Here is a 14951-nt window from a genome sequence, read left to right on the forward strand (position 1 = left end):
CCTAATCAGGGCCTAATGACGTCTTAGACCCCGCCGGGAGTGTGGACAGGGACGGCGGGCCCTGGGCCATGCGTGACCAGTGCAGTGAGTGCCACCGGCTGCGTACTCCGCAGCTCAGGGCCGCTCCGTCGCCACTGGAAACACACCGTCTCGGAGGACGATCACGATGACACGACGACTATGCACGACGCCCGCCCGACGAGGTGCGCGCGGCCTGCCCGCATTCGCGCTGCTCCTCTCCGCCACGCTCGCGCTCGGTGCATGCAGCGGCGACGACGACGAGACGGCGGCAGGCGACGACGACGGAGCGGCCGCCGAGGACGAACCCGGTGCCGGCGAAGACGACTCCTCCGGGGATCCGGTGCTCGACTTCTATCAGTGCCTGCGCGACAACGGGCTCGACGTGGAGGATCCGGGTCCCAGCGGTGGCGGCGGCGCCGGCCTGCAGGGCCCGCCGGGCGTGGATATGCACGACCCGGAGACCGAGGCCATCGTCGAAGATTGCGCGGAGAACCACCTGAACAGCACCGACGGCAGGGTCACCGTCGGCGGCGAGGACGGCCAGATGGGCGACAACCTGGCCGAGCCGGAGGCGCTGATCGCCTATGTCGACTGTATGCGGGAGCACGGCATCGACATGCCGGACCCGGACGCCGACGGGCGGCTGTCGATCCCCGACGGCGTCTCGCGCGAGTCCGCGGAGTTCCAGCAGGCTGCCCAGGACTGCGCCGAGCACCTGGACGGCGGCGGCATCCTCGTCGGTGGCGGCGAGGACGGCGCGGGAGCCGCACGGTGAACGAGTACACCACGGATCTGGACGACGACGACGCCGAGCAGCCGGCTACACGGCGACCGCCACGACGACGGCGGTGGTGGCTGAGCGCGGGCGTCGTCGCGCTGCTCGCCGCCGGGGCCGGCGCCACCTACTGGTACCTCGACGCCGACGACGGCGATGACGATGACCTGGCCGCCGCAGAGACGAGCGGGCCCGTAGACACGGCAGAGGTCACCCGCGAGACGATCGCCGACATCCGCAGCTTCGAGGGCACGCTGGGCCACGGCGCCGCGTTCACGGTGACGACGGCCGGCGAGGGCATCGTCACCAGGATCGCCGACCAGGGCACCACGGTCGAGCGCGGGGACGAGCTGTTCCGGTTGAACGAACGGCCGGTGACAGCGCTGATCGGCACCATCCCCATGTACCGGGACCTGTTACAGGGCTCGGTCGGTGTCGACGTCGAACAGCTGATCACCAACCTGACCGAACTCGGCTACGCCGACTGCACCGCGGAGGACGAGTTCACCTGGTGCGTCGACGCGGCCGTCCGCGACTGGCAGGAGGCGCTCGGCGTGGAGGAGACCGGCGTCGTCGCACAGACCGACGTCGTCTTCGTTCCGCGTGCCACCCGGGTGGACACCCTGCGCAGCGACGTCGGCGGTGCCCTCACGCCGGGCTCGCCCGTGCTGGACATCACCGGATCCGAGCAGGTGGTCAGCCTGGAGATCGACGTCAACGAGCGGGACCTGCTCTCCGTCGATACGCAGGTCACGGTCGAGCTGCCCAGCGGCGACGAAGTCACCGGGACGGTGACCGCGGCCAATGTCGAGCCGGCCGGCACCGGCGGGGGCGGCGGGGACGGCGGGGACGGCGGATCGTCCGGCGACGGCTCCGGCGATTCGGCCGAGGACGACGCGCTCACCGCGGTGGAGGTCACCCTCGCCGACGAGGTCGACGACGCGTTCCTGGGCGGGCCCGTCGACGTGGTGATCGAGGTCGACCAGCGCGAGGACGTCCTGACCGTGCCGGTGAACGCCCTGCTCGCGCTCGCCGAAGGCGGCCACGGCGTCGAGGTCGTCGCCGACGACGGCACCACCTCGATCGTCGGCGTGGAGACCGGCTTGTTCGCCGCCGGCCGGGTCGAGGTCTCCGGAGACGGGATCTCCGAAGGCACCGTGGTGGGGGTGGCGGCACGATGACGCCCGTGGTCCACCTGAGCGGCGTCAGCCGCGTCTACCCCGGCCAACCGCCGGTGCGAGCGCTGGACGGAGTGAGCCTGGACGTCGAGTACGGGGAGATGGTGGGGATCGTCGGCCCATCCGGCTCCGGGAAGTCGACCATGCTGAACATCCTCGGCACGCTGGACCGCGCCGACTCCGGCGACGTGCACGTGGACGGCTACGACGTCGCGGCGCTGTCCGACCGGCAGCTGTCCGCGCTGCGTTCGCGCCGGATCGGCTTCGTCTTCCAGCAGTTCTTCCTCGCACCCGGCGTCTCCGCGCTGGACAACGTCGCCGACGGGCTGCTCTACACCGGGCTGTCGCTACGCAAGCGGCGGGCTCGCGCTCGGCAGACCTTGCAGCGTGTGGGGCTCGCCGACCGCGTCCATCACCGGCCGCACGAGCTGTCCGGTGGGCAACGCCAGCGGGTCGCCGTCGCGCGGGCGCTGGCCGGGCGCCCGTCGCTGCTGCTCGCCGACGAACCGACCGGCGCGCTGGACTCGGCATCCGGCGCCGCCGTGATCAAACTCCTGCACGAACTGCACGCCGCCGGCACGACGATCGTCGTCATCACCCACGACCACGACGTCGCGCGAGAGCTGCCGCGGCAGCTGCACATTCTGGACGGACGGATCTCCGCCGACGAGCGGGCCGAACGATCGGCGGCGCCGGCGCCAGGTGGTGCCCGATGAGACGCAAAGACACCTCCGACGGCGTGTCGCGGCTGGCTCAGTCCCGACTGGCTCCGTCCCGGATGCGCCCGGCCGACGTGCTCCGGGTCGCGTTCTCCGGGCTGCGCACCCGGCCGCTGCGCGCGGTGCTGTCCGCGCTGGGGATCGCCGTCGGCATCGCCGCCATGGTGACCGTCGTCGGGATCTCGGCAAGCAGCCAGGAGCAGGTCAACCGGCAGCTGCGCGAGCTGGGCACGGGCCTGCTCACCGTCTCGCCGGGGACGTCGTTCCGCGGCGGGGAGCCGAAACTCCCGGAGAACAGCGTCGGCATGGTCGCCCGGATCGACCGGGTGCAGGCGGTCAGTGCGATCGGCGCCGTCGAGGACGCCGCCGTCTATCGCAACGAGGCGATCGATGCCAACCGGACCAACGCCCTGGCCGTCTACGCCGCGGACACCGCGCTGCTGGACACGGTCAGCGGCACCGTGGCCGCGGGCCGCTGGCTGGACGCCGCTCTGGCCGAGTACCCGGCTGTGGTGCTCGGCAGCGATGCCGCCATGCTGCTCGGCATCTCGCGCACCGACGGCAGCGTCGACGTCTGGCTCGGCGGACACTGGTTCACCGTCGTCGGCGTCCTCGATCCGGTGCCGCTCGCTCCCGAGCTGGACATGTCGGTGCTGGTCGGCTGGCCGGTCGCCACCGAGCTGCTCGGCTTCGACGGCGCGCCGACGACGGTCTACGAGCTGTCCGCCGAGGACGACGTCGCGGACGTCCGTGGCCTGCTGCCGGCCACCGTGAACCCGTCCAACCCGGAGGAGGTCGCGGTGAGCAGGCCGTCGGATGCGCTGGCCGCACAGGCCGCCGTCGACGAGACGCTGACCACGCTGCTGCTGGCGCTGGGCGCGGTGGCGCTCCTGGTCGGCGGGATCGGGGTGGCGAACACCATGGTGATCGCGGTGCTGGAGCGTCGCTCCGAGGTGGGACTGCGGCGCGCGCTGGGGGCGACCCGGCCGCACATCCGCAGGCAGTTCCTGGGCGAGTCGATCCTGCTCGCCGGGCTCGGCGGAGTCGGCGGTGCGGCGCTCGGTGGCGTGGTGACGGCAGTGTTCGCGGCCAGCCGGGAGTGGCAGTTCGCGCTTCCGGTCTGGGTGCTCGGCGGTGCGGCGGGGGCGACCGTCGTCGTCGGGGCTCTGGCGGGGGTCTACCCGGCGGCTCGAGCGGCCCGGATGCCGCCGACCGCTGCGCTCTCCGCTGCCTGAGCGGCCCCGGTCCGACCGGCCCGGTCGGCCGTCCCGGTCCGGCCGTCCCGGTCGAGACCGTCGGGAGCTGAACCCCTGGCGCCGCGCGTATACTCCGGGCCGCTGAGCAGTGCACTTCTGGCCGACACCCCAGCCGGCCGGTTGAATCGGTACGGTCGTGGTGAGAGCCGAAGGCTGATGGGAGAGGCATGTCGCGACCGCTCGAGGACTACGCGCTCCTGGGTGACACACACACCGCCGCGCTGGTGAGCACGGACTGCTCGATCGACTGGCTGTGCCTGCCGCGATTCGATTCGGGCGCGGCGTTCGCTGCGCTGCTGGGCGGCCCGGAGCACGGCCGGTGGTCGCTCGCGCCGCGTGAGCGGTTCCGGACCGAGAGCCGGGCCTACCGTGGCGACAGCCTGGTGCTGGAGACCACGCTGACCTGCGACTCCGGCAGCGTGTGCGTCATCGATTGCATGCCGATCCGTACCGACCGGCCGGACGTAGTGCGCCGGGTGGAGGGTATCCGCGGACGCGTCCCGATGCGCTCAGTCCTCGCACCGCGCTTCGACTACGGCAGCATCGTGCCGTGGGCGCGAACCCGGGGCGGGAGGCTCGATCTGATCGCCGGACCGGATCACCTGCTCGTCGACGCCGACGTCGAGTTCGACCTCTCCGACCCGGAGCATCCGACCGCGGATTTCAGCGTGGCCGCCGGGGACGCGGTTGATTTCCAGCTGCACTGGCTCGAGCCGTGGAACGCCGCGGCGGAGCCATTGGACGTGAAGAACACCATCGCTCACACCACCGACTGGTGGCGCGACTGGGCCGGCCGATGCAGTTACGACGGTCCGTACCGGGATGCGGTGGTGCGTTCGCTGGTGGTCCTCAAGGCGCTCACCTACGCCCCCAGCGGAGGAATCGTCGCCGCGCCCACCACCTCGTTGCCGGAGCACCTCGGTGGTATCCGGAACTGGGACTACCGGTACTGCTGGATCAGAGATGCGACGTTCACGCTGCTCGCGCTCCTCGAAGCCGGATACGACCAGGAAGCGCGGGACTGGCGGGAGTGGCTGCTGCGCGCGGTGGCCGGCCGGCCGGAGCAGATGCAGATCATGTACGGCGTCGACGGCCGGCGCCGGCTGACCGAGTTCGAGCTGGATTGGCTGCCGGGGTACGAGGACTCCACACCGGTACGGGTCGGCAACCTGGCGGCGCAGCAGGTCCAACTCGACGTCTACGGCGAACTCATGGACGCACTGCATCAAGCCCGTGACCGGGGCATCCCGCCAGACCCCAACGCGTGGCACGTCCAGCGGGCTCTGATGGATTTCCTGGAAGGTCACTGGCGCGATCCGGACCACGGGATATGGGAGGTCCGCGGCCCGCAACGGCATTTCACACATTCGAAGGTGATGGCCTGGGTGGCCGCCGACCGGGCCGTCAAGGCGGTCGGCGCCTTCGGTCTGGACGGGCCGATCGATCGGTGGAAGCGGCTCCGCCGGGAGATCTTCGACGAGGTGTGCGAGAAGGGCTATGACGCCGACCGCGAGACGTTCACCCAGTATTACGGCTCACGCGAACTGGACGCCGCACTGCTGGTGATACCGGACGTCGGGTTCCTTCCGGCCGGAGACCCGCGCGTCCGCGGCACCGCGGCCGCCGTGGAGCGCGAACTGATGCGCGACGGGTTCGTCGATCGCTATCCGACCACACCCGAACAGCACGACATCGATGGTTTGACCGGCACCGAGGGAGCGTTCCTGCCCTGCACGTTCTGGCTGGCCGACAACTACGTGCTTCAGGGCGACGTGGCGACGGGACGCGCGATCTTCGAGCGGCTGCTGTCGCTGCGCAACGACGTGGGATTGCTGGCAGAGGAATACGACCGGGACAACGGCAGGCTGGTCGGCAACTATCCGCAGGCGCTGTCACATATCCCGCTGATCAACACAGCATTCAATCTAGCCAGTACCCACGGTCCCGCACACCGGCGCGGCGGAGCGACGACGGACGATTCATCCTGAAGCTCCCGGCGCGGCCCTACCGGCTCGCCGCCGCGCCCTGGCACAGGTCGACCCGACATGGCCGACGCGCCCGACCAACGCATCGTTCGCCTTAAAGGCCCGGTTCCCTTCCGGGAGCCACCGGATTGAGAGACCTACGCGCCCAGGCCGCGCCGGTGCGCGACCGCGGCGGCTTCACCGCGGCTGCTGACCCCAAGCTTGGCCATGATGTTCGATACGTGCACGCTGGCCGTCTTGGTGCTGATGTACAGCGCCGCGCCGATCTCCCGATTGCTCCGGCCGGCGGCCACCAGCCGGAGGACCTCGCGCTCACGGGCGGTCAGCCCGTGGTCGGTGGTGCCGCTTGCCGACTCGCCCGCAAGCGAGAGCTTCGCCCGTCGGGAGAGTTCGTCGATCCACCCGCACACCAGCTCCGCACCCAGGCTCGCCGCGGCTTCCGCCGCCGCATTGAGCGCGTCCACTGCGGACGCACGGTCGCCGGCTGCCAGCAACGCCTCGGCGCGCCGATATGCCGCGTACGGTGTCAAGTGCGCCGGCCCCCCGGCGGCCGCCACCGCATCGAGCACGTCCTGCCAGCGCCGCGGATCGTCGCCCACGCCGTTGGCCAGCTCGGCCACCGCGACGGGCACCCATACCGGCGCGGTCGCCCAGTCGCGGTGGCTGTCTGCCTGAGAGAGCACCCGGGCGATATCGGTGCCGTCCACGTCGCCGCCCCTGCGGGCGATCGCGGCCAGCGCGGCCGCGCCGGTGGCCAACAACGGCAGGTCGAGGGGTGCGAGCATCTCCCGCGGCTCGTCCAGGCTTGCGCGGACCTCCCGCCACGCCGTCTCCGGATCCCCGTATGCGAGTGCGACCTCGGCGGCGACGCGGGCCAGCGGGACGGAGTACTGCGGTTCGGCCCGCCGTCCCGTGGTCCGCGCCCGGGCCTCCTTCAGCACCTGCGACGCCAGCGACAGCTCGTTCCGCCACAGACACAGCCACGCCCGTAGGATCAGCATCTGCCAGTAGTGGCGCGCCGGCGGATCCAGCTCCAGCGCCCGGGTGACGAGCCGATCCGCCTCGTCCCATTCCCCGAGCGCCAGCAGCGGCTCCGCCGTGTTGCCGGCGAGCATGGTGCCGAGGCTTCGCTCTACGCCGACCTCGCGAGCCAGATCGATGCCGGCACGGGCCACCCGCGCCGACTCCGCATAGCGGCCGATCACATTGAGCGCGTCGGAGTAGTTGATGTGGTAGCCGACCAACGTCCGCGGATCGCCGTCGGCGAGCCGACGGCTCTTCTCGAAGGCGGCCAGGCTCTCCTCGACTCGCCCGAGATGGACCAGCGACGACCCGCGCACGTGGTAGTTGCGGAACTCGAGCTCACGATCCCCGATGGCCTGCGCCAGCGCGGCACCTTCGATCGAGGCCGCCACCGACTTCTCGTGTTGGCCGTCCAGCATGTGCCGGACCGCTCGGATCGTGAGCAGCTGCGCCCTCGGCATGGAGTCCCGGCCGGACTCGATGTTCTCCAGGGCGTCGAGTGCGGCATCGACCGCTTCACCGCGGCCGACATCCCCGGCGACCTTCGCCTGCAGGTACATCAGGGTGGCCAATCGCGCCGGATCCCCGGCCACCGACGGGTCGGCACGCGCCGCCTCGATGAGCGCCAGCGACCGCTCCATCTCGCCGGCGTCCCTCGCTGCGTCCGCGGCGCGCTCCAGCAATGCCGCGCGGTCCCCGCCCGACACGCCCACCGGGTCGGACACACGATCCCACAGCTCAACCGCCTTCTCGAGCATCTTCTGGGCGTCGGCGTGGGCATAGGCGCGGGCCGCGTCGTCGGCTGCCCGCAAGGTCGCACGGAACGCACGCTCGTGTTCACGCGCGTTGTACCAATGATGGGCGACGGCGATCGACGCCACACCCGACGGCACCAGCTCCGGCGAGCCTTCGATCGCTTCGGCGTAACGCGCGTGGTACCGGGTGTGCGCGCCCGGCAGGATGTCCTCGTGCAGCACCTCGCGCAGCAAGGCGTGCCGGAACGCGTACCCGGTGCCGTCCACCCGGATGACCCCGACCGACAGCGCCTCCCGTAACGCCCGATCAAGCGCCGTCGCCTCCAGATCCGCCACCGCGGCCAGCAACGCGTGCTCCACCCGGTTGCCGCCGATCGCCAGCAGCCGCAGGACCTCCTGGGCAGGCTCCGCCAGCTGTTCGCCGCGGACCAACAGGACGTCGCGGAGCGAGTCGGGCAGAACGTCGTACGACGTGTCCGCGCCGGCACTCACCAGCTCCTCGATGATGAACGGGTTACCCTCGCTTCGCTCATGGATCCGGACGACGACGGACGGCTCGGGTTGCCGGCCCAGCAGCCGGCTGAGCAGATCCGCCACTTCGGGCCGGGTGAGCCGCGACAGCTCGATCCGCTGCACGTTGCGCAGCCGCTCAAGCTCGGCCAGGACCGGACGCAGCTTGTGGAAGCGGCCCACCTCGTCTCCGCGGAAGGTGCACACGATCAGCACCCGCGCCGCCCGCAACGCGCGTACGACGAACCGCAGCAGGTCATTGGTGGAGCGGTCCGCCCAATGGATGTCCTCTAGCACGAGAACCAACGGCTGGTCCACGGACACGCGCTCCAGTACGACGGCCACCATCTCCAGCAGCCGGCCGCGTCCTTCCGCCAGGTCACCGCCGCCCGCGCCGGCAGCGGTTCCGAGTTCCGGCAGCAGCCGCGCGATCACCTCCCGCCCGGGCCCGGCGAGCTCCATGAACCGCTCGTGGCCGAACTGCTCGACCAGTTCCCGCATGACGCCGACGATGGGTCCGTACGGCAGGCCGCTGTCTCCGAGTTCGACGCACTGCCCGAACACGACGCGCGCACCCGCCTTCGCCGCCTGCGCACCGAACTCGGTGACCAGCCGGGTCTTGCCGACGCCCGCCTCGCCGCTGAGCAGGACGGTGACCGGGCTCCCCGCGTCGGCACGCCGAAGCGACGACCGCAGCTGATCGAGCTCATCGGCGCGCCCGACGAGCTCCGAGTCGGATGGAAGCGCTAACACAGTCACCATTCTTCCACCCGTGACGCCGATGCGTGCCGTTCCGCGCTGGTCTCACCGTGCGATGACCGCACATGTGCCCAGCCCGAGCGGATCTCATCGCGGAGCCTCCGCGCTACCCGCGCCATCACCGCCTCGGCAGCCGGCTGGGTGATCGCGGCGATGCGGGATTCGGTCAATACGGCGACCGCGAAGACCTGACCGTCGGCATGCTCCACCACGCCCACCTCATGGCGCAGGTTGAGCAGGGTGCCGGTCTTCGAGGACCATGTCGACGCGTCGGCGACGAAGTCCGGCGCCAGCCGATGTCTGATGACGTTGGCTGCCATCAGCTCCCGCACCCTGGCGCGGACCTCGGGCGCGATCGATGACGGCATCCACAGCTGTTGGAGCAGGTCGACGAACGCCCGGGCCGAGCCGGCGTTCGCCTCGGTGATGTCCAGTTGCGGTATCCGATGCCCGCGACCGCCGGTCCCAGCGGCGATCGCGATCGCCTGCGCGAGGTCAGCGTCGCCGTCGTCGAACCGCTCCGCCGGGGTGTCGGTGAGGTCGCGGAGGGGATGGCGCACGTTGATTCCGCAGATACCGAGACGGCCCAGGATGGAGGTGACCTGGGCGGGCGGGGTCAACTCGAACAGGGCGTCCGCGGCGGCATTGTCGCTGACGGACATACTCAGATACAGCAGGTCATCGACGGCGATGACAGCCGGGTGGCGGAACTTGCTCACTCCCGTGGGCGCAGCACCGGGGATCCGGCCCGGCTGTACCTCGATGCGCCTGGCACCGTCTAGTTCGCCGGCCCGGACGCGTTCCAGGGTCGCGACGGCCAGTGGAATCTTGACCAGCGACGCGATCGGGAACACCAGGTCCGGTTCGATACCGATCTCGTCGTCGGCATGCAGATCACGCACCAGGACGGAGCCGCGCAGCCCGGCATCGTCGAGTTCTCCGCGCAGTTGCCGAACCAGCTTCTCGGCGCTCACCGCGCCACCGCCGGTCGTCCGCCGCTCCGGTCGCCGGCTGGAACGCCCAGGCAGCGTGCCAGCTCGGCGGAGAGCCGAGCTCGGATGCGCTCCGCGTCGGAGGGAGCGTCGGCTGCCAGATCGTAGCCGCGGGCGAGGCGCAGCGCCCCGATCGGGCGCCAGCGCAAGCCGAGCTCGGACGCCTGCGCGGCCGAACAGCACAGCAGGTCGGCCGTGGCGTATGCCTCGGCTGTCGCGGCGACGAGCGATTCGGCGACCGTGACCTGCATCGGCGCCAGCCCGGCGGCGTCGCGCGCCCGGAGCAGGCGGTCCCGGATATGAGGGACGTCGTCTTCGGGCTGAATCCAGATCCGCTGTGGTGCCGCCGGATCGAACCGGCCCGTGCGCAACGACTCCAGGCGTATCGCGTCCGCGGGCGGAGGCGCGACACCGGCCAAGCCCAGCGGCACGATCCAGGGCGCCTCCGCGGGCGGCACAGCGGTGACCGCGACCCGGACGTCGAGACTACGCACCAGCTCCGCCCGTTCTTCCGGCGGTACGGCGCGCACCTCCAGAGCAACCTCGCGTGCGCGGGCAGCGGCCACCAGCCGGGCCAGTTCGCCGGGTGCACACACGTCCGGCAGTGCCATGCGCAACGGTCTGGCCCTGGCCCGTTCCGCGTCGTCCTCCACCGCCTCGGCCAGTCGCACCAGTCGCCGAGCGGCGGGCAACATGTCACGCCCGAAGGGCGTCAGCGTCGCACCGCGCGATCTGCGATCGAACAGCTTCTCACCGAAATGCGCCTCCAGCGCGGCGACGCGGCGGCTTGCCACCGACTGCGGCACCCGCGCGGCCGCCGCCCCGAGCGTGAAGCTGCCCCGCTCACTGACCTTCACGAAGACGCGGCAGGCAGTCACAAGATCCACGAGCTCACGTTATGCCATCTCGGCATCGGACATGCCGACAACGTCTTCGACGGCATGGGTCGTCGTCGGCGACGCTGGATCACGGCTTGAGACCCGGCCGAAATGGGATCCGGCCCGGGCCATGCTCGGAACACGTACGCACGACACGAATGGAACCGCATGCCCGCCACTCTGCTCCCCCGCCGCACGGCGATCGCCGCCGTCGTTCTGGCCGCCGCCTTGACCGGGTGCACCGCCGCCGGGGAACCCCCGGACACGTCGCCCTCCGGCACGGCGGCGGCCGTCTCCGCGAGTCCGGCGTCCAAGGCACCGGCAACCGAGGCGCCGGCATCCGAAGACCGAACATCCGGGGCTGCGGAGTCCGACGCGCCTGCCTCACCGACGCCAGACCCGGAAGCCCCAGACACGGAGGCGGCGAGCACGGACGCCCTGTTCGCCGCCCTGGAGAACGAGTTCGACGCGCGGCTCGGCGTGTACGCGGTGGACACCGGCTCGGAGATCACGGTCACCTACCGGAGCGACGAGCGGTTCGCCTACGCCTCGACACACAAGGCGCTCTCCGCGGCGGTGCTGCTGGACCAGAATTCGCTCGCCGACCTGGACGAGGTCATCACCTACGACGCGGACGACCTCGTCGCACATTCCCCCGTGACCGAGCAGCACGTGCGGACGGGGATGACGTTGCGCGAACTGTGCGACGCGGCGCTCCGGTTCAGCGACAATACCGCCGCCAACCTGCTGCTGGCGGAGATCGGCGGCCCGGACGGATTGGACCGTGCCCTTGCGGAGATCGGCGACGACACCACCAGCGTGGACCGGTGGGAGACGGCCCTGAACGAGGCGACCCGGGGCGATATCCGAGACACCAGCACGCCCCGGGCGCTCGCCACGGATCTCCGCGCCTTCGCGCTGGGCGATGCTCTGCCCGCCGAGAAGCAGGAGCTGCTCATCGACTGGATGCGCCGGAACACGACCGGCGACACGCTGATCCGCGCCGGCGTCCCGGACGGATGGGAGGTCGGCGACCGCTCCGGAGGCGGCGGGTACGGCACCCGGAACGACATCGCCGTCATCTGGCCGCCCGGCGACGATCCGATCGTCATGGCCGTCCTCTCCAGCCGCGACGCCGAGGATGCGGAATACGACGACGCGCTCATCGCCGAGGCCGCCGAGCTCGCCCTTGCGGCTCTCCACTAGGTGTCGCGGCCGGCCGCCGACCGCGCCGGTGATCCGAACAGGCGTCCGCGGCGGATTCGCTCTCCACAGGCCGACGCCACGCTCGACGCGCCCGCCGCCAAGGTGGGCACCTCCGGTGGGCTGGCTCTGCGCGCTACGCTCCCGCGACTGCACGGTGTATCCGCGTCGACATACCGCACGTATGCACGACCAGAACCAACCGAACGGCCGACGCTTTCGACGCGACATGGGTACGTAGAAGTGACAGAATTCACTGTGGTCAGATCTTGAACACGAACGTTTTCAGAAAGGAACACGCGTGATCCGGGGGATCCTCGACCACGACAGCAACGGCTGGCGGGTCGAACTGTACGACACCGAACCTCTACGACACACCATCGTCCAGATCGACGCCCTCCCCACGTGGGACGATGCGTCGGCCGTCATGAAGAAGGCATTCCACCTGCTCACCTGAAACGCCGACACAGCTGCGGGGCCACCGATGTGGCCCCGCGACCGCATCCGGCTCACCGATCGGCATCATCACGGTGCTGCTCATGTGCGATGCGGCGTTCTCGCCGCCTCCCGCGCGGTCATGGAGGCCTCGAGCGCCTCCCCGATGTCGTCGAAGAACCGCGGGCAGCATGTCAGCGCGGCGCCTTCGATCCGCGCGCGGACAGCCGGCACCGCGGTCACGATGCAGAGCGTGCCGCCGCACGAGTGCACACGGCGGCAGACTGACGCCACGGCAGAGGCCGCCGACGGGTGGATGGCGGTTGCTTGTCGAAGATCCAGCACGATGTGGTCATGACCGGCAGCGGCACAACCGGCACGGATCTGATGGACGTCGACGTGGCCGTATGCCGCCATAATGACGCAGCCGCCGAAGTCGACACGGGTGACGCTGGCCTGACCAGGCATCCAACCCTCCGATGGTTTCGGAGTCGCGTGGCTACTGCCTGACCACTCGTCCAGGGAACCACATTCGCGGCCCCCGCATCAAGACCTGTGCATATCGGGGCCGCCCGCGCGGTGCTGCTCGCCTGGCAGCACCCGCGTGGTGACGACATGCTGGGCAACATTCCGGAGCTTGATGTTGTAGTTCCGCGAGTAGCGGCGCAACAACGCGAACGCACGGTCTGCGTCCAAGCCGAAGCGCTCCATCAGAATCCCCTGAGCCTGGCCGATCAATTGCCGGGTACCGATCGCTTCCCGCAAGCCGCTCTCCTGGCGCGCGTCGGCCAGCGCGACCGAGGCGTGCCGGCCGAAGATCTCAGCGACCTCCAGGTCGTCCTCTCCGAAGAAGCCTGGCGTCTCGTCGTAGAGATTCAACGCGCCCAGGGTTGTCTGCAGGGTGAACAAGCGGACGCCGATGGCACTACGCAGCCCCAAGGCGGCTATTCTGCGGCCCCACCTCGGCCAGCGCTGCTCCAACTCCGTGTCCGCGACGCGAAACGTGTCCTGGTCCCACATCGCCCGCACGCAGGGCCCCTCCCCCAGCTCCGTCTGCAGGCGGTCCGACTCGGCCACTCGGGGATGTGTGGTGACCGCGGTCTCGATCCGGCCGCCTCCGTGCAAGAGCATCAGGCCTGCGTCGTCACAACCGGTCGCTTCCCGCGCGTATTCGACCACGCGTTCCAGGGTCTGTTCCACGTCGGGTTCGTTCTGCAACTCCAGTGCCATCGCGGCGAACTCGCCTGGATCCCACGCACCCATCACCGCGCCTCCCCCTCAGTCGACGCTGCCGCCCGGCGGCAGTGATTTCCCCGGATGCTACACCCGTGGCGGCCCTTGCGCCCTTGCTGTAGCTCGGCCGCAGTTCAACTGCCGGTCAGCTCCTCGACGACGGGGGCAAACGATTCCATGATCGAGTCGGAGATCACGTAGTACGAGAAGCCGTATTCCTCCCGGCGCGCCCGCATCGTGTCCGCGATGTGCCCGACCGAGCCGATGAACACCGACGGCATGGTGAGCACGGTCCGCGCGTCCAGCCGGCCCCACCCACGGCGGGCAGCGAACTCCGCTGCAATACCCGGAACGTCGTCGGTGACGCGCGGCGATACGAGCATCGACAGCACGATCTGGTCGAACCGGCTACCCGCCCCGTCCCGGATCCACCCGACTTTCTGTTTCGTCGTCTCCGCCGTGCGCTCGGCGTACTCGCCGGAGATCGTCCCGTCGGGTACGGCCTTCGGCAAGATGCCTACGATGTCGGCTTCCCGGCCGGCAAGCCGCAACATCCGTTCACTTCCGGCGCCGATCAGCAAGGGTGGGTGTGGCCGCTGGTGCGCCGCCGGATATGTGCTGAGCGACGACACGCAGTAGTGGCCGCCGGCGAACGTCGTCGGCCGGCCGCTCAGCAGGCTCTTGACGATCATGACCGCCTCCTCGAGCCGTCCCACGCGAGTGCCCGGCGCGTCGAACGGCATGCCCGCGCGCTCGTACTCGTCGCGCAACCACCCGGCACCGAGTCCGAGTTCCAGACGCCCGCCCGACAGGTGGTCCAGCGTCGCGGCCTCCTTAGCCAGCATCACCGGGTGGCGGTAGTCGTTGGCGAGCACCAGGGTGCCGAGCCGCAGCGTCTGCGTCGCCGACGCGACGGCGGTGAGCGCCATCAGCGGCGCGAGTTGGTCGCCGAAGGGTTCTCGGACGAAATGATCGCGCAGCAGAAACGTGGAGTACCCGAGATGCTCCGCCGCCCGTGCCGTCTGCACCAGCATCTCCGCCGTATGTGCGTTCTCGCCGATCACGCCGAATCGAAAGGGATGAGACTCTGTCATGCCTGCGACGGTAGCGATGGCGCAACCGACTCGCTGGCGGCTTTCGGACACGGCAGCGAGGAGCTGAGCAGGCGATCGTCTTACACAAGTTATCCACAGTTCATTGGGCCTACTTGCATCAAACTCATGCTACCC

The 14951-nt window shown here is 70.2% G+C and carries 13 protein-coding genes; 7 read left to right on the forward strand and 6 right to left on the reverse strand.

The features are described 5' to 3' along the window. Positions 1 to 166: 166 nt before the first annotated feature. The 5 genes from G1H10_RS25590 (at position 167) to G1H10_RS25610 (ending at position 5937) form a co-directional block, all read left to right on the forward strand. On the forward strand, positions 167 to 796 hold the full coding sequence (locus G1H10_RS25590; RefSeq protein WP_163743290.1) for a hypothetical protein: 630 nt from the start codon (positions 167 to 169) through the stop codon (positions 794 to 796). Further along, complete coding sequence (locus G1H10_RS25595) at positions 793 to 1977, forward strand: efflux RND transporter periplasmic adaptor subunit (RefSeq protein WP_163743292.1); 1185 nt, start codon at positions 793 to 795, stop codon at positions 1975 to 1977. Before G1H10_RS25590 ends, G1H10_RS25595 begins: the two co-directional genes overlap by 4 nt. Next, a complete protein-coding gene (locus G1H10_RS25600) occupies positions 1974 to 2690 on the forward strand; it encodes an ABC transporter ATP-binding protein (protein ID WP_163743294.1) in 717 nt (238 codons plus the stop codon). The genes G1H10_RS25595 and G1H10_RS25600 overlap by 4 nt, the downstream gene beginning before the upstream one ends. Further along, on the forward strand, positions 2687 to 3928 hold the full coding sequence (locus G1H10_RS25605; protein ID WP_163743296.1) for an ABC transporter permease: 1242 nt from the start codon (positions 2687 to 2689) through the stop codon (positions 3926 to 3928). The genes G1H10_RS25600 and G1H10_RS25605 overlap by 4 nt, the downstream gene beginning before the upstream one ends. A 188-nt stretch (positions 3929 to 4116) precedes the next feature. Further along, a complete protein-coding gene (locus tag G1H10_RS25610) occupies positions 4117 to 5937 on the forward strand; it encodes a glycoside hydrolase family 15 protein (RefSeq protein ID WP_163743298.1) in 1821 nt (606 codons plus the stop codon). Between the two features lie 134 nt (positions 5938 to 6071). Here G1H10_RS25610 and G1H10_RS34170 read toward each other — a convergent pair whose 3' ends face one another. The 3 genes from G1H10_RS34170 to G1H10_RS25625 are packed head-to-tail and all read right to left on the reverse strand — an operon-like array spanning position 6072 to position 10860. Then, positions 6072 to 8984, reverse strand: coding sequence for a helix-turn-helix transcriptional regulator (locus G1H10_RS34170; RefSeq protein ID WP_163743300.1), 2913 nt, complete (start codon positions 8982 to 8984; stop codon positions 6072 to 6074). Then, positions 8978 to 9955, reverse strand: coding sequence for a serine hydrolase (locus tag G1H10_RS25620; protein WP_163743301.1), 978 nt, complete (start codon positions 9953 to 9955; stop codon positions 8978 to 8980). Before G1H10_RS25620 ends, G1H10_RS34170 begins: the two co-directional genes overlap by 7 nt. Then, positions 9952 to 10860, reverse strand: a complete 909-nt coding sequence (locus tag G1H10_RS25625) for a LysR family transcriptional regulator (RefSeq protein ID WP_163743303.1) — start codon at positions 10858 to 10860, stop codon at positions 9952 to 9954. Before G1H10_RS25625 ends, G1H10_RS25620 begins: the two co-directional genes overlap by 4 nt. Before the next feature lie 159 nt (positions 10861 to 11019). Here G1H10_RS25625 and bla point away from each other — a divergent pair, with 159 nt between their 5' ends. Next, positions 11020 to 12057 carry a class A beta-lactamase gene (gene bla / locus G1H10_RS25630; protein WP_163743305.1) on the forward strand — a complete coding sequence of 346 codons (1038 nt, stop codon included), beginning with the start codon at positions 11020 to 11022 and terminating at the stop codon, positions 12055 to 12057. 298 nt (positions 12058 to 12355) lie between these two features. Continuing rightward, the gene (locus G1H10_RS25635; RefSeq protein WP_163743307.1) at positions 12356 to 12511 is read left to right on the forward strand and encodes a hypothetical protein; all 156 of its coding nucleotides are present in this window, start codon (positions 12356 to 12358) and stop codon (positions 12509 to 12511) included. Between the two features lie 80 nt (positions 12512 to 12591). Here G1H10_RS25635 and G1H10_RS25640 read toward each other — a convergent pair whose 3' ends face one another. The 3 genes from G1H10_RS25640 to G1H10_RS25650 form a co-directional block, all read right to left on the reverse strand. Further along, positions 12592 to 12957, reverse strand: coding sequence for an STAS domain-containing protein (locus G1H10_RS25640; RefSeq protein WP_163743309.1), 366 nt, complete (start codon positions 12955 to 12957; stop codon positions 12592 to 12594). Between the two features lie 78 nt (positions 12958 to 13035). After that, complete coding sequence (locus tag G1H10_RS25645; RefSeq protein WP_163743312.1) at positions 13036 to 13752, reverse strand: GAF and ANTAR domain-containing protein; 717 nt, start codon at positions 13750 to 13752, stop codon at positions 13036 to 13038. 104 nt (positions 13753 to 13856) lie between these two features. Further along, positions 13857 to 14816: a TIGR03621 family F420-dependent LLM class oxidoreductase gene (locus tag G1H10_RS25650; protein WP_163743314.1), complete on the reverse strand. Its 960-nt coding sequence runs from the start codon at positions 14814 to 14816 to the stop codon at positions 13857 to 13859. Between the last annotated feature and the right edge of the window lie 135 nt (positions 14817 to 14951).

This window comes from Phytoactinopolyspora halotolerans (genome assembly GCF_010550675.1).
GTDB lineage: Bacteria > Actinomycetota > Actinomycetes > Jiangellales > Jiangellaceae > Phytoactinopolyspora > Phytoactinopolyspora halotolerans.